Genomic DNA, 16666 nt, shown 5'->3' with positions numbered 1-16666 from the left:
ATGCAATGATTACCCGAAAGCGCTTGCTGAGCCTTTTAATGGCCGTACTGGCGTCAACGCTCGTACTCGCCGGTTGTGGCTCCACCGGAGCCAGCCAGGACGAGGTGAAATTCGGCTACATCGCTGACTTCAACGGAACCAGCCTGCTCGCCATCGCCCAGGACCAGGGCCTGTGGGAAAAGCACGGGCTGAAGGCGACGACGAGCGTGTTCACCAACGGTCCGTTGCAGATCCAGGCGCTGGGCTCGGGTGACCTCGACTTCGGCTACATCGGCCCCGGCGCGATGTGGTTGCCCGCCTCCGGTCAGGCCAAGGTCGTCGCGCTGAACACGCTCGGCAACGCAGACCGGGTCATCGCTCAACCCGGCATCAAGTCGATGGCCGACCTTCGGGGCAAGACCGTCGGCGTGCCGCAGGGCACGTCCGGAGAAATGTTACTCGGCCTCGCCTTACGCAAGGCCGGAATGTCCAAACAGGACATCAAGGTGGTGCCGATGGACCCGTCCACCGTCGTGTCCGCCTTCTCCTCCAAGAGGATCGACGCCGCCGGCATTTGGTATCCGCTGATCTCGACGATCAAGAAGCAGCAGCCCGATCTGGTCGAGCTGGCAAAGAACTCCGATTTCGCCGAACAGGTCCAATTCCCGACCGCGTTCGTCGCCGCGAACAAGGTCGTGGCCGACCAACCGGACAAGACCAAGAAGGTGATTTCCGTGCTCCGAGACGCAATAGCGTACCGCTCCGCGAACCCGGACAAGACCATCGCGCTCACCGCGAAGATGCTGCACATCGACGAGCAGGCGGTGCGGGCCGACGCCGCCAACGTCAACCTGCTCACCGTGCCCGACCTGGACCGGATTACCAAGGACGGCACCGTCGACAAGTGGCTGACCGGGATGAACGACTACTTCGTGCAGGCAGGCACGCTCAAGCAGCCCGTTGACCCCAAGACCTACTACACCGGCGATCTGTTCACGGCGGCCGGCCAATGACCAACATCCTGTTCCTGATGACCGACCAGCATCGGACGGACACCCTCGGCGCGTACGGGAATCCGCACGCGGTGACACCGGTGCTCAACGAGCTGGCGAACACCGGGACCCGGTTCGATCGGTGGTATACGCCGACCGCGATCTGCACCCCGGCGCGGGCCAGCCTGCTGACCGGCCAGGCACCGTTCCGGCACAAGCTGCTGGCCAACCACGAACGCAACGTCGGCTATATCGAAGATCTCCCCGACGGGCAGTTCACCTTCTCCGAAGCATTGCGCGCCAAGGGCTACAACTGCGGGCTGATCGGCAAGTGGCACGTCGGGTCGGCCAAGACGGCGGGCGACTTCGGCTTCGACGGCCCCGACCTGCCCGGCTGGCACAACCCGGTCCACCACCCCGACTACCTGGCTTATCTGAAAGAAAACGACCTGCCGCCCTACGAGATCAGCGACCGGCTGCGCGGCACGCTGCCCAACGGCGGGCCGGGCAACCTGCTCGCCGCCCGGCTGCACCAGCCGGTGGAGGCGACCTTCGAGCACTACCTGGCCACCCGCACCATCGAGATGCTGGAGCGCTACGCCGAGGACGTGCGGACCCGGGACAAGCCGTTCTTCCTGGCCCTGCACTTCTTCGGCCCGCACCTGCCCTACATCGTCCCGGACGACTACTTCGATCTGATCGACCCGGCGGACGTGCCGCTACCGCGGTCGGTGGCCGAGACCTTCCAGGGCAAGCCGCCGGTGCAGCGGAACTACAGCGCGCACTGGACGTTCGACACCATGCCGATCGAGATCACGCGCAAGCTGATAGCCGTGTACTGGGGCTACGTCGCGCTGATCGATATGCAGATCGGCCGGGTGCTCGACGCCATGCGCCGGCTAGGGCTGGCCGACGACACGGCCGTCTTCTTCACCTCCGACCACGGTGAGTTCACCGGCTCGCACCGGTTGCACGACAAGGGACCGGCGATGTATGAGGACATCTACCGCACTCCGGGCGTGATCCGCGTGCCCGGGTGCCCCGAAGGTGTGGTCCGCAACGAGTTCGTGAGCCTGCTGGACTGCACCGCGACGATCCTCGACCTGGCCGGCATCGACCCCACGCCCGCCGTGGACTCGCGGAGCCTACTGCCCCTGGTATCCGGTGCTTCCCCCGTCGCACCGGAAACCGGGTGGGACGCGGTGTCCGGTGCTTCCCCCGTCGCACCGGACACCGGATGGGACGCCGACATCGTCTGCGAGTTCCACGGCCACCATTTCCCCTATCCGCAGCGGATGTTGCGCACCGACCGGTACAAGCTGGTGGTCAACCCGGACTCGGTGAACGAACTGTACGACTTCGACTCGGATCCCGACGAGCTGCTCAACATCTATTCGCATCCGGAGATGGCGGAGGTCCGGGACCAGATGATGCGTCGGCTGTACCAGGTGCTGCGCGACCGGGGCGACAACTTCTACCACTGGATGACATCCATGTACGACGTCGGCGACATCGCCTACGACCCGACCCTCAGCGGCCTGGACGAGGCCACCTACCAGCGGGCCAACAATGAGTGACCATCTGGCGAGCGAGAAACCGTCCCCCGGGCCCGCATGGTTTGGTGGCGGGCTCGGGGTGGACGCAGTGGCCGCCGAGGGCGAGCCACCAACGCACCGGGGACGTCCGCCGCCGGGCGGGATTTGACGCGGCCCACGGACATGGGGAGGTGCCCGAGCCGAACATGACTGTCCCAATCCAGCCGATTTCACCTAGTATTTGCTTCTCGCAACTGGGGGATTTCAGAACGGGGGGTACTGCCGTGCAGGGCGGGACCGCGGAAAAAATCCTGGTCGCCATCCATGCCCCAGACAGCCTGACCCATTCGGGATTGGCCAGCTGCCTGGACGGTGACCAACAACTTACCGAAACCGCAAAGGACGACGCAGACGTTGTCGTGGGCGCCTTCGACGCCGCCAACGTATCCACAATGGACACCCTGCGGTGCCTGCGACCCGGCACCGCCACACCCGTCCTCTTGATCGTGGACAAACGACAGTGGAACCTCAAGATCTCCGCAGCCATTGAGCACGGCGTCCGCGCCGTCATATGGCGCAACAACTTCTCCAGCTCGAACTTCATTCAAGCCATCCGCATCATCGGCGGTGGCGGCGGCTTCCTGCCGTTCTCGTTGCAGGGCGCGTTCATCGAACAAGTCCAGCGAACCCCGCCCAAGAAACTCGCGTACCAAGACGTCCCCCCGACCGGGTTCACCAATCGCGAAATCGACGTCCTCCGCCTGGTTTCCGAAGGCCACGACCTCGAACAGATCTCGCAGAAACTGCACTACTCCGAACGCACGGTCAAAAACACCCTCTACAAGTTCATGAAACGGCATGGCCTCCACAACCGTGCCCATGCCGTCGCCTTCGCCATCCGCAACGGCCTGATTTAGGGTGGTTGCAGAATGGGCTTGCTAGCGGTGGTTGGGGCCGTGGGGGGTTCCGTGTTGGCATGGTTCGTGGGTGCGTTTTCGGGGGAATGCTCGCCTTTCGAGCGGGTTTGGGGCTGTGGGAGGTTCCGGGTTGACATGGTCCCGGGCGCCTTGGCATGATTCGCACGCCTTTTGAGGGGGTTGGGGCTGGGGGAGGTTCCGTGTTGGATCGGCCATCCCCGCGATCGGTGGAGTGTGGGGGCTGTGTTCCGGAGGTCAAGCCCGGCCTGGCGGCCGCCTCTTCGAGGTTTCAGGCTTGACATCCGGCCCACAGCCCCGGTTTGGCTTTGTATCGCGGGGATGGCCCCGGAGTGGGCTGACGCAACCGGCGGGTCGCGTTGCGGGGTGGCGGATTCGGCCGTGGCTGGGACTGGTGCCCGGTCGGCTTGGGGTTGTTCCGTAAGGCTTTTTGATCGGTCGTGCTGGCGGGCGCCTTCGGCGTGTCGTGGATGAGTTTTTGTTGTGGGGTGGGGGTTTTCAGGGTTTTGGTGGGGGTTTTCACCTGATCAAGCGATGCCGAAATGGGTGCGAATGGGTGTTCGAATCTGGGAGAATGAGGGTATGGCACCGTTGACGGACACCCGGGATGCGAGCGTGGAGATGATGTCTTCACGCTCGTCTGTGGTGTCGTGCTCGGATGCCGAGCTCATCGCCCGGATCCAGCGCTGTGAGCAGGCCATGCGGGTGGTGATGATGGAGCAGTTGCAGATCATCGCCGAGGCCGACCGCCGGGGGCTGCACGCCGAACGCGGCGCGAGGTCGATGCAGGTGTGGTTGCGGGAACTGCTCAACATCGACCACCGGGACGCCACAACCCGGGTGACGGTCGCCCGTAACGTCGAGGACCGGGCCTCGCTGTATGGCGAGACGATGCCCGCCGAGCTTCCCCAGACCGCTGCCGCCTTGTCGCAAGGCGCGATCAGTGTCGAGCATGCGCGGGTGATCGTGGCGGGCATTCACCGGCTGCCCGAGTACGCCCGCTGTCACCGGGTGAGTGAGGTCGAGGCGACCCTGGCCGGATACGCCCGCCAGATGCCGCCGCGTGAGCTGGAGACAATCGCCGAACGAATCAGGTACCTACTCGATCAGGACGGCGCCTACCAGGACGAAGCCGACCAGCACGAGGCTCGGGAGCTGCATTACGGGACCTCTCGGGACGGGATGACGGTCATCAAGGCCCGGCTCGACCGCGAGACCGGCGCGAAATTCGTTGCCCTCATCGAGCCGCTGGCCGCGCCCTGCCCGGAAACCGACGGGCAGAAAGACCCTCGCAGCGCCGGGCAGCGCAATGCCGACGGCTTCGCCGCGTTGCTCGATCTGGCCACCGACTCCGACGGGGTACCGCGTGCCGGTGGGCAACGGCCGCACCTGACGATCACCATCGACTTCGAAGACCTCAAACGCGGGCTGGGCTTCCCCGATGAGCACGGCATGCCCGGCACCCTGAACACCGGGCGTGCCATCACCGCCGAGAACGCGCGGCGCATCGCCTGCGACAGCGAAGTACTGCCCATGGTTCTCAACGGAGACGGCCTGCCCCTGGACCTCGGCCGGGCCAGGCGAACCGCACCCGCACACCTGCGCGCCGCGCTACTCCAACGCGACGGCAGCTGTTCCTTCCCCGCCTGCGACCGGCCACCGGGAACCCCCGACGCCCACCACCTCGTGAGCTGGATCGACGGCGGCCCCACCGAACTGGCCAACATGACAATGCTATGCGGCCACCACCACCGCACCGTGCACAACCACCGATGGGAAATCCAGATGCACGACGGCAGACCCGTCTTCATCCCACCACCCACCGTGGACATCAACCGAAGACCACGACCAGGCGGCAAGGCACTGCCCGCCCAGCACCGCCAACACCTCCGGGACCTCATCCCCACCCAACGGGACCCGGCGGGCGAAACGCGCCGCTCGCGTCCCGCAGCGGCGGTCAGCTGACCGGCGCCGTGGAATTCGCGGCTACACCCGCCGCTGGGAGAATCCCGTTACTCGGCGATCCGGTCCCATGCGTTCGCCGGGTCGAAATCTCGCTTGATCGTGGCGCGGTCGATCTTTCCGTTCCCGAGACGCGGCAGCGGGTCGCGCGTCGCGATGATGTAGCGCGGTAATTTCCTGCGGATGAGGCGCTGGCTTGCCACCTCGATCACGTCCGACAGGTCCACTCTCCGCTGAATCACCACCAGGGCCGCCACTTCTTCGGTCCGGATGGGATCCGGCACGCCCATGACGAACGCCTCCGTCACATCAGGATGGTCCACCAGGGCGTTGATGACTTCTTCCGGGCTGATGTTCTCGCCGGACCGCTTGATCATGTCCTGCAGGCGCCCACCGAAATACAGGCCGCCATCGGCATCGACGAACCCATAGTCCCCGGAGCGCACCCAACCGTCGACCAGGGTCGTCCCAGTGGCCTCGGGATTCTTGAAATATTCCAGCATCACGTTGCGGTGCCGCAGTCTGATCTCCCCGACTTCACCGGCCGGCAAACGCTGGGACATTTCATCGAAAATTCCAACCTCGACTCCGGACATGGGCTTTCCCACGTAGCCCTCGGGTTGGTGGCCCGGCGCGCTCCCGGTGGCCATCGCGCCCGTCTCCGTCATGCCCCAGACGGTGGCCAGATTGACGTTGAACCGCCGGTAGAAGTTCTCCAGCCAAGCGTGCGTGATGACCAGCCGCAGGCTCGACTCGCCGGCGCTCGGGCCGTCTTCCTGGGTTTCCATCAAGAGGTTGAGATGCGCGGGGAACAAGATCGAGTAGGTCGCCCCAGTTTCCGCCACCTGCCGCCAGAAGCTCGTCGGACTGAACCTGTCCACCAGGGTGAGAGAGCCACCGGTGACAACCGCCATCGCCGGGCCGACGAGCGCGCCAATGGCGTGCGCCATGGTGAGCGGCAGAAAGTAGTTGTCCGAGGCGGTGATTCCGAAGCATTCCGCGAAGCCGGCTCCCGAGCTGCCGAAAGCGCCCGCATTGAGGACCACCCCCTTCGGCCGACCGGTACTGCCCGAGGTGTAGAGAATCAGGGCCGGGGATTGCTCCTCGTGCCCGTCGATGTGCTCGAACGGTTTCGGCTCCGCGCCGGCAAGCTCGGAGAGCTTCGACACCGGGACGGCGACCGGAACGGAAGGCTCGTGCACGACGACGTGTTCAAGGCCGGGGCACTGGTCGATGTGCGGCAGCACGGTCGAAGCCAGCGGATCGTCGGCGACCAGTAAGGGCGCTTCGCTGTGATTGATCGGGTAGCGCAGCTCGTCGAAGGTCAAGTCCATTTGCAACGGCACGACCACGGCGCCTAGCTGCATGAGCGCGAAATGCACGAAGAAGGCTTCGGGGCTATTCGACATCCCCACCAGAACCTTGGTGCCGAGCCCGACGCCGAGGCTCTCGAAACTGGCGGCGAAACGAGCCTTTTCGGCGTCGAACTCGGCATACGTCCAGCTGCGCCCCGCCGCGTGCAGAAAGGTTCGGTGCGGCGTCTCCTGGACACGGGCCTGCCAGAGCTCTCGACCGGTGAGTGGGGTTGGCTCGCCGATACTGACAGAAGTCATTGCGCAACTCCCTTGCCACGGAGCGAGTGTTTCAAAAGTGGTTTGCGTAGCGGTGCCGGTAGCGGGATCCCCGACTTATGTATGCCCGATCACGTGGGCACGTGACCCACTCACTATGGATGGCGCCCCGGCGGGGCCGGGCCTCGATCCGCCCGGCCCACGTCGCGGGACACGGCACTTCAGTCCAGGTCTAAGAACTCTCGAATCGCTGCCGCTACCGGATCCGCATTCTCCATGTGCAGGTGGTGGCCGCCTGCGAAGGTGACCTGCGTCAAATCCGGCACGCTGTCGATCCGTCGTGGATAGAACTCCTCCCTAAGCGCGGTGCGCGCGGCCTTGACCAGTAGCGTCGGAGCCTTGATGTTCCGCAAGAACTCCAGGATTTCTTCCTCGCTCAGCGCGAGTACTGTGGGGTACTTCAGGCGCACATCGTGCCGCCAGGAATACCCGCCCGGAACTTCCTTCAGATCCCGCTCGATGAGCGTCTCCGCCGTCTCCGCCAGGATGTCGGCCAGCTGGATGCGGGCCTTAACCGCTTGGAAACGGGTTCGGTAAACCGGATGTTCCTTGCCCTTGAGGTACGTGCTGAGGTAGCGGGCCACGTCCCCGCGGGTCTGCTCGGCGCTGGCCGGCAGGGGGCCGATCGCGTCGATCAGCACCAGCCGGGCGATTTTCTCGGGATGGATTCCCGCGATCAGCGAGGCGAGCGTGCCGCCCAGCGAATGCCCGATCAGATGGAACTGCTCCCAGCCCTGAGACTCCGCTAACTCCAACACGTTGGCCGCGTACTCCAGCGGGTTGTAGATGGCCGAGTTGAGGTGATCCGAAAGGCCATGCCCCGGAAGGTCGATGGCAATCAGGTTCGCATCCGCCATCCGCACGGACAACGGGCCGAAACTGGCGGAGTTGTCCAGTACGCCATGCAGACAAAGGATCGGGAGCCCGGCGCGCGCCGTCCGCTGGCCGCGCAGCGTCAGATTCGCGCGCCGGAGCTCGTAAGCAACTTCCTCCACGGTCCGGTTACTCCCCTGCCGTCCCGGAGCCGACCCCGGATACTGCCATCGCCTCGTCCACCCCACTCATCTGGTCCAGGAGTTGGTCGGTGAGTTGCGCGATGCTCGGTCCCTTCATCAACTCCATGATCGTGACCTTCACACCCAGTTCCCGTTCCAGCCAGGAGCTGATCTCGACCGCGAGCAGCGAATCGAGGTAGTCCATCAGCGGCATTCCGGTGTCCAGCGCGTCCAGCGGAATACCGAGGACGGTGGCGACGCGAACCTTGAGCCGATCGGTGAGAATCTCCACCCGCTCCGCCGCTTCGTGCGAGCGCAGCTGCTGACGCAGCGATGTCGCGGCCGAATCGCCGCCCTCGTCCGAGCCGCCGAGCCGGTCGTTGAACAGGGTCTCGTAACGAGGGCTGGTTTCCTGCTCCAGGCCGTGGTGGCGGAAGAACTTGGGCCAGTCCATCGGCAGGACGCCCGCTTGCGGCAGCGCCCCGGTCGATAGCGTTGTCATCGCCTCGAACGCTTGCTTCGCGGTGAAGCCTCGCATCCCGGTCGCCGCTACGAAGCGCTGCACGTCTTCGTGGCTTGCGACATACCCCGCGTCCGATACCGCGCCCCAGTTCACCGAGAGCGCCGGCAGGCCGTCCGCGCGCCGGACGGCGGCGAGGTGGTCAAGGAAGGCGTTGGCCGCACCGTAGTTCGCCTGCCCGACGTTGCCGATGAACGAAGTCGCCGACGAGAACAGCACGAACGCGTCAAGCGGCAGGTCCCGAGTCAGTTCGTGCAGGTTCCACGCGCCCAGCACCTTGACCCGCAGCGCATTCGCGAAGCGCTTCTCGTCGAGATCGGAGAGCAGGGCATCGTCGAGCACCATGGCGCAGTGCAGGACGCCCCGCAACGGCGGGAACGAATCCCCGATCTTGTTGAGCAGGCCTTCCACCTGGGTACGCGAGGTCACGTCGACGGACTCGACGAGCACCTCGGCACCTTGCGCGCGGAGGTCGTCGACCCGGGCCAGCACCTTCTCATCGTGCGTGGTGGAGCGTCCGACCAGCGCCAGATGCCGCACACCAGCCTGCACCAGCGACTCGGCCATCGCAAGACCAACGCCGCCCAAGCCACCGGTGATCAGCCAGGTGCCCTCCGGTGCGACGCGCGCACTCTCGGGTACCGCGACGGGGAAGTCGCGCTGATCCATCGCCACGACGAGCTTGCCGATGTGCTTGGCCGCCGCCATCTGCCGGAACGCGCTCTGGATCTGCGACGGGTGGTAGACCCGGTACGGCAGCGGCCGCAATTTTCCTTCGGCGAAGAACTCCAGCAACTGCTCCAGTTCGGCCCGAACCAGCTTCGGCCGGTCCACCAACGTCTGGCGGAGGTCGAAGCTGAAGTACGCCAGGTTCCGCAGGAACGGCCGCAGCCCGAGCTTGCTGTCGTTCATGAAGTCGGCCTTGCCGATCTCCACGAAACGCCCGTAAGGCGCCAGACAGGCGATGCTCCGGGCGGAGCTGTCGCCGCCCGAGGAGCTCAGCACCACGTCGACCCCGGCGCCGTCGGTGGCCGCCATCACCTCCTCGGCGAAGCCCGGCGACCGGGAGTCCATCACGTGCTGCACGCCCAGCGACCGCAGCAACGCCCGCTTTTCCGGGCTTCCCGCCGTGGCCAGGACCTCGGCACCGGTCATCCGGGCGACCTGGAGTGCCGCCAGGCCGGTACCACCGGCAGCGGAATGGATCAGCACCCGCTCCCCGGCCTCCAGCCGTGCCAGCTTGTGCAACCCGTACCACGCGGTGAGGAAGACGATCGGCACCGACGCGGCTTCTTCGAAGGTCAATTGTTCGGGCTTGCCGGCCACGCAGTTGGCATCGAGGGTGATGAACGAGCCCAGTGTCCCCTGCGCGCTGCTGACCGCGACGACCGCATCCCCGACGGCGACATCGGTGACGCCGTCCCCGACGCGCCTGACGATCCCGGCGCATTCGGCCCCGAACCGGAGCTCGTGCGCGGATTCCAATGGCGGAACCTGACCGAGGGCGGTCATCACGTCGAGGAAGTTCAGACCGGAGGCCACGACCTCGACCTCGACCTGACCGGCGGCGGGTTCGATCCGCCGCGCCGCGACGTAGTTCAGCTCATCCAATGGTCCGGGCGTGGCCATCTTGAGCGCGAAGCCGGTCTCGGCGGGCAGGTCCCGCGCGACGACCGGCGGGTGCACCGCGTCGGCATTCACCCGCGCGACGCGGCGGGTGAAGCTCAGCCCGTCGCGCACCGCGATCTCACGCTCAAAGTCCTGGCGGCACAGCTGCGCCCAGACTGCGTCGGCTTCCCCGGGAGTGGGATCGGCATCCAAGTCGATCATCGTCCACTGGGTTTGCGGCATTTCCAGGCCGGCCACCAGACCCAGTCCCCATGCGGGTGCGCCCTCGATGCGGACCGTGTCGTTGTGGAGAGGGTGCGCGCCACGCGTAAGCACGTACAGGCGCGGCCACTCGTCGGGGGCCTTCCGCACGAGTGCCTGGACGACGCTGGCGACGCCGACACAGCCTTCCTCAATGGCGCGTTCGAGTTCTGTTCCGTCGGCGTCGTCGGCCGCCGGCTTCCAGAGGTAGATGATCCCTTCGGGCTCGATCGACTCGAACAACCGGTCGTGGTCCGCCGCCTGTCCCGAGCGCACTGTCACCCCGGCACCGGACTGGCCGTCCGGGTGTACGAGAACCGCGCGCCCGCCCCGCTTCTCGATGCGCGAAGCGATGTCCGCGCCAAGCCCGGACGAGTCGGCGAAGATGACCCAGTCCCCGAACCACCTCGGTTGGTCGGGGGCCGAGGCCGGTTCTTCCTCGGGGAGCAGGACGCTCTCCGGGGCGCGACCGAGGACGACGGACTGGCCACCGGCGCCCTCGCGCTCCGGGTCGACCAACGCCACGACATCGTCGTAGTCGATCGAGCGCAGCAGGTTCTCCCACTCCGCCGGCTTCAGCAGCGGGCCCTCCGCACGCAGGTTCAGGTCCCGGAAGCTCCACCAGCCCTGGGTGAGCCCGAAGGTCAAGTCCAGCCAACGGTTGCCGGGCTCGGCTTCGATCAGGGCCAGCACGCCGCCGGGCGCGAGCGTCGACTGGAGGTACGACAGGGTCTTCTTGAGGTCGGCCGTGGCGTGCACGACGTCCGCCGCCAGCACGAGGTCGTACGAGCCTTCCTCGATGCCCTGGTCCAGGGGGTCATTCTCGATGTCCAGCGTGCGGTACTCGACGAAATCGTAATCCTGGAACAGCTCGCTGGCGCTCTGCGTGAACGCCGGCGATACGTCCGTGAAGGTGTACTCGCACCGGTCGGCGGGAAGCACCGGAAGCACGGTCGCCGTCAGCCCGCCGGTACCACCGCCCACCTCCAGCACCCGCAGGGTGCGTCGTGGGTCGGCCGTGCGGACCAGCCGCTCGATCGCTTCCTTGGCCAGCAGGTTGTAGAACCGGCTCACCGGGGAGGTCTCGTAGATCGGGCCTACGCCCTCGGCGGCCCCGGCGGGGAAGAGCAAGGTCAGCGGGTCGGCATCGCCGGTGAGCACCTCGTGGAGGTGTTCGCCGGTCCGGCGAACCAGCAACAACTCCCAGACCCGCGACGGGTGCCGGGACAACGCCTCGGACCACTGGCCCTCGGGGTCGGTGTCCAGTGTGGACACGACCTGGAACACGCCGTCCTGCTCGCTCAGCACGCCGTCTTCGACCAGGAACCGGAGGAACCGGGTGAAGGCACGGCTGAACGATGGCAACAGTGCGGCAAAGTCCTCGACCTTGAAGGATTCGCCGATGGTCAGCTCGCGGCCGAACTTGCGCAGCGCGCCCACCACGTACGCGGCGCACAGACCGTGCACGTCCGCCTGGTAGCCCGCCGTTTCCGCCGGCCGAGCAACACGCTGCGACAGCTCGCGAGACACGGGTTCCAGCTCGGACAACAGAGTCTCGTGGTTCAGCGTGAACGCGGTCGGCAACGGGCCGTGTGCCGCAACGGTGTGGCGGTCGGGCTGCCACATCGTGCGGTAGAAGTGGGAATCGATGCGATCGGCCGCGTCCGCTTCGGGCCGCGGTACGACCTTGCCGTGCAGTCCGGCGTACTCGGCGACCACCCGTCCCTGTTCGTCCAGGACGTAGATCTCGATGCGCAGCCCGCTCGCATCAAGCTTGCGCACCAACGTGTAGCACCACAACGGCAGGCTCAGCTCGTCGTGGATCCGCACGTTGTCGATGCCCGTCGGCAGGTACGAGAAGGGCAGGAGTTCGCCCGGCCGGTCCTGGGACGGGTGCAGGATGGCGGACTGGAAGCAGGCGTCGAGCACCGCGGGATGCAACAGGTAGCCATCCAGCGACTTCTTGAGCACCCTCGGCGCCTGGATGCGCGCCAGGGCCTCGCCGTCGCCCATGTGCAACTTGCTGATTCCGCAGAAGGCGGGGCCGTAGGAGTACCCCTTTTCACGGAACACGCCGTAGACGTCCAAGGGCTTGTGGACGGTCGCGCACCGCTCGCGGATGGCGTCCACATCGAAGACGCGAACCACGCTGTCCTGGGGTGTGCGGTAGAACCGGCCGCGCGAGGCGCGCCGCCAGCCGTCCTTGCGAACCGGCCGGTGGTGGAATTCGAACGTGCCCTGGACGGGGTCGAGTTCGAGCCGAGTCACCTGCTGCTCGTCGGCGTCGAGCACGCAGGCGCGCTCGAATTCGAGGTACTCCAGCGCACAATTCTCGCCGGTCAGTTCCCGGGCCGCCGCCAACGCGGCCTCCACGTAGGACGCACCGGGGACGATCACCGAACCCAGCACGTCGTGTTCCTTGACCCAGGTGAGGCGGTGGTCGTCCCACCTGATCTCCCAGGTCGGCCGAACGGCATCCACCCGCTTGAGCATCGGGTGCGCCTGCCCACCGGCCCGGTACTGGCGCGAGGTCTCGCTCTCGTTCCAGTAGGTTTCCCGGATCCAGGGATTCTTCGGCAGGTCGAGCACGGGCGCGCTGGTGGGGTAACGGCGTTCCCACGCCACATCGCGCCGGACGGCCAGGGTCCCGAACGCCTCCAGGAAGCACTCCCAGTCGTCCTTCTTGCGCGCCAGCGACGAAACCACCTGCGCGTCGGTGCCCTCGGCGGCCAGGATTTCCTTGAGGGAGTTGGCCAGCACGGGGTGCGGGCTCAGTTCGACGAAACCGTCGAACCCGTCGGCCAGCATCGCGCGGATGGCCGGCGCGAACAGCACCGGCTGGCGGAAGTTGTTCCACCAGTACGAAGTCGCCAGCTCGTGGCCCTCGATCCGGGCACCGGTGACCGTGGAGTACATCGGAACAGCGGTGTCACCGCCCGTGACGCCGTCCAGGTCGCGAAGCAGCTCTTCGCGCAGGGGCTCCATGTCCGGGCTGTGGCACGCGCAGTTCACCCGGAGCACCCGCGCGAACACGCCTTGCCCGCGGAGCTTGACTTCCAGCTCCTCGATCAGGTCCCGGCGGCCGGAGAGGGTGGAGGCGACCGGGCCGTTTTCCGCGGACACCCACAACTGGTCCGGGTGTTCGGCGCACAGCTTCTGCGCGTCGTCCTTGTTGAGGGCGACGAACATCATGGCCCCGGTGGGGTCCGCCTTCTCCTGGATCGCGGCCCGCCGGCAGATCACCTTCAGGGCGGCATCGAGGTCGAGCGCGCCGGACACGTGCGCCGCGGCGATCTCGCCCATGCTGTGCCCTGCGACGCCGTCGGGAACGATGCCCCACGACTTCCATAGCTCGGCCAGCGCGACCTGGACGCTGAACATCGTGGGCTGTAGGCAGTACGTGTCGTTGACCTTGGAAGACGACTCGTCGGGGGCGAGCAGCTCGTCGTAGATCGACCAGTCGATGTACTTGCGCGCGACCTGGTCGCATTCCATGATCTTCGCGCGGAAGACCTCGCTGGTGTTCAGCAGGGTCCGGCCCATCGCGAACCACTGCGGGCCCTGGCCGTTGAACAGGAACGCCAGCTTGCCGGTCCCGCCCGGCTTGGTGCCGCCGCTGATCGCACCCGGAGTGAGCTCGCCGGTGGCGAAGCCGCGGAGTTTCGTCGCCGCATCCGCGGCGTCCGAGGCGATGACCGCGAGACGATGAGCGTGGTGGCTGCGCCGCAGCGCGAGGTTGGCGCCCAGCTGCTCCAGGTCGACGGGCTCGGCCTCCAGCCAGGAGGCGTAGTTCTCCGCCAGCTGGGTAAGTGCCTGAGCACTCCCCGCGCTGAGCGCAAGCACCGCGGGGCGCGGCTCGGCCTGTTCGTCCACCGTGAGTTGTGCGGACGGGGGCTCTTCCAGCACCACGTTCGCGTTCGTGCCACCGAAACCGAAGGAGTTGACGCTCGCGATGGCCCGGTCGAAATACTCCGGCCAGGCGCGCGTGCTCGTCGGCACCTCCATGCCCCAGCGGTCAAAGTCGATCTCGGGGTTGGGCGCCTGGAAGTGCAGGTTTCCGGGGATCTGCCGCTTGTAGACGCTCAGCACGGCCTTGATCAAGCCCGCGATACCCGCACCGGCTTCGAGGTGACCGATGTTGGTCTTGATCGACCCGACGAAGGCAACCCGGTCGGACTCGCGCTTGTCGCTGAGCACCCGGCCCAGCGCGTTGGCCTCGATGGGGTCGCCCACCGGCGTCCCCGTACCGTGCGCCTCCACGTAACCGATGTCCTGCGCCGCGACCCTGGCGCGGGACAAGGCCGCACGGAAGTTGGCTTCCTGCGAGGCGCCGCTGGGCACCGTGATCCCTTGTGTCCGGCCGTCCTGGTTCACCGCCGAACCCCGGATCACGGCGTAGATGCGATCGCGATCCAGCAATGCCTTGCTCAGCGGCTTCAACAAAACGACGCCGGCACCCTCGCCACGCACGTAGCCGTTGGCCGCCGCGTCGAAAGCCTTCGAGCGGCCGTCTGGCGACAGCATGGACGCCTGGCTCAAGGCAATGGCGAACTGCGGTGTCAGCATCAGGTTGACACCGCCGGCCAGCGCCAGGTCGCTCTCGCCGTTCTGCAGGCTCTGGCAGGCCAGGTGGACGGCCGCCAGCGACGACGAGCAGGCGGTATCGATCGTCATGCTCGGCCCGCGCAGGTCGAACGTGTAGGACAACCTGTTGGAGATGATGCTCATGAAGGTGCCGGTGGCCGAGTGCGGGCCCAGGCCCTCGATCTGGGAGGGCTCCCCTTGGAGCGCACCGTAATCCTGGCTGCAGCCGCCCATGAAGACACCGGTCCGGCTGCCCGCTAGCCCGTGCGGCGAGACGCCGCCGTCCTCGAACGCCTCCCAGCACACCTCCAGGAGGAGACGCTGCTGGGGGTCCATCTGCTCAGCGATGCGGCCCGAGATGCCGAAGAACGCGGCGTCGAAGGTATCGACCTCGTCGAGGAAGCCGCCCTCCCGCGCATTCATTCGTCCCGGCTGCTGGGAACTTGCCGCGTAGTATCGTTCGACGTCCCACCGATCCTGGGGAATCGGCCCGATGGCGTCGACCTGCCCCTCCAGCAACTTCCAAAGCGACTCGCCATCCGTCACACCGCCAGGCAGCCGGCATCCGATCCCGATGACGGCGACGGGCTCCCCTGCGTAATCGTCCGGTTTCGTCATTGTTCGTTCTCCAGATCCACGAGTAATTTGAGGAGCCCGAGCACCTGAGAGGTCGCGTAAACGTCCTGCAAGGCCCGGAAGTCGCGGTAGCTGTCGGTTTCGGGATATGGATACGGCCCCCCATACCAGGAGCCATCTGGCCGGAGCCTGGTCAGCAGCCAGGCGATGCCCTTGCTCACGGCCCGCTCATCGGCGTCCATGCCGGCATGGACGAGCGTTTCGAGCGCGAGCGTCGTGTGCAGCTCGGGCGAGGAGAAGTCAGAGAAACCCTGGACCTGGGTGTACCAGCTGCCGTCCTCGCGCTGCTGACTCAGCACGAAGTCACGGGTGGCGGCGACCGCCGTGTAGTGCCCAAAGTTCGCCAAGGCCGCGGTAACCGGCCGCGTGAGGTAGTAGTAGGTGTTGTAATAAAACCAGTTGATGCCGAAATGCCCGTCGTCGTGCTGCGTGCTGACGAGGAAATTCAGCGCTTCGTCCACGTAGAGCGGTTCGATGTCCAGTCCGAGCAGCGCGCCCAATGCGAACCCGGTCACCGACGGAACGGTCTGAAACGCCTTCGGGACATGCGGATGCACCTCCGACCACGGGCCGGAGGGAAGCTGCTGACTGCGCAACACCATGGCCTTCTTCTTCGCCTCGTCGACGAGGCCAAGGTGGGTGAGGCTGGAGATGTACTCGCTGGTCGTCTCGGTGCAGTACTCGGACGGTGCGGTTTCGAGCGTGCCCCAGCTGATCAGCCCGTTCGGCTTCTCGCAGGACCGCAAGTACTTGAGTACCGCGTCGACGGTGCCGCGGTCGTCGTAGTCGACCTGATCTCGCCACAACGCGATCGCCTTGAGCGCGTTGATCGTGTCCCAATATTTTAGGAGTGTCGCGGTGGGAAACTCCGTGATGGAAGGGTCTGGTATTGATCCATCCGCGAACTGACCCCGTTGAAAGTACGCGAGCGCCTCACTTACCACACCATCGATCGTCATGCCCTGCTGGTCAAAGATACGTTTAAGCATGCGCGCCCAGATCCAAGTAGCAAAAAGCTGACAAACACC

General features: G+C 66.1%; 8 protein-coding genes. 4 read left to right on the top strand and 4 right to left on the bottom strand.

Annotation, left to right across the window (positions count from 1 at the left end; genetic code table 11):
• Positions 1-5: 5 nt before the first annotated feature.
• From BJ970_RS36665 to BJ970_RS36650, 4 genes are all read left to right on the top strand, one after another.
• The gene (locus tag BJ970_RS36665; protein WP_184733174.1) at positions 6-992 is read left to right on the top strand and encodes an aliphatic sulfonate ABC transporter substrate-binding protein; all 987 of its coding nucleotides are present in this window, start codon (positions 6-8) and stop codon (positions 990-992) included.
• 17 nt (positions 993-1009) lie between these two features.
• Positions 1010-2548, top strand: a complete 1539-nt coding sequence (locus BJ970_RS36660; RefSeq protein ID WP_246472290.1) for a sulfatase family protein — start codon at positions 1010-1012, stop codon at positions 2546-2548.
• Between the two features lie 149 nt (positions 2549-2697).
• Positions 2698-3423, top strand: coding sequence for a helix-turn-helix transcriptional regulator (locus tag BJ970_RS36655; RefSeq protein WP_312864654.1), 726 nt, complete (start codon positions 2698-2700; stop codon positions 3421-3423).
• Positions 3424-4023: 600 nt separating this feature from the next.
• Positions 4024-5406, top strand: a complete 1383-nt coding sequence (locus tag BJ970_RS36650) for an HNH endonuclease signature motif containing protein (protein WP_184733170.1) — start codon at positions 4024-4026, stop codon at positions 5404-5406.
• Positions 5407-5453: 47 nt separating this feature from the next.
• Here the strand turns inward: BJ970_RS36650 and BJ970_RS36645 are convergent, their stop codons facing one another.
• From BJ970_RS36645 to BJ970_RS36630, 4 genes are all read right to left on the bottom strand, one after another.
• A complete protein-coding gene (locus tag BJ970_RS36645; protein WP_184733168.1) occupies positions 5454-7016 on the bottom strand; it encodes a class I adenylate-forming enzyme family protein in 1563 nt (520 codons plus the stop codon).
• A gap of 179 nt (positions 7017-7195) precedes the next feature.
• Positions 7196-8029 (bottom strand): alpha/beta fold hydrolase, encoded by an 834-nt coding sequence (locus tag BJ970_RS36640; RefSeq protein WP_184733166.1) that lies wholly within the window; start codon positions 8027-8029, stop codon positions 7196-7198.
• Positions 8030-8036: 7 nt separating this feature from the next.
• Positions 8037-15620, bottom strand: a complete 7584-nt coding sequence (locus tag BJ970_RS36635; protein WP_184733163.1) for a type I polyketide synthase — start codon at positions 15618-15620, stop codon at positions 8037-8039.
• Positions 15617-16627: a prenyltransferase/squalene oxidase repeat-containing protein gene (locus tag BJ970_RS36630; RefSeq protein WP_184733161.1), complete on the bottom strand. Its 1011-nt coding sequence runs from the start codon at positions 16625-16627 to the stop codon at positions 15617-15619. The genes BJ970_RS36635 and BJ970_RS36630 overlap by 4 nt, the downstream gene beginning before the upstream one ends.
• Between the last annotated feature and the right edge of the window lie 39 nt (positions 16628-16666).

It is taken from the genome of Saccharopolyspora phatthalungensis (assembly GCF_014203395.1).
Lineage (GTDB): Bacteria > Actinomycetota > Actinomycetes > Mycobacteriales > Pseudonocardiaceae > Saccharopolyspora > Saccharopolyspora phatthalungensis.
Note: the sequence above shows the minus strand (reverse complement) of the source record. Positions and strands in the feature narration are given on the sequence as shown.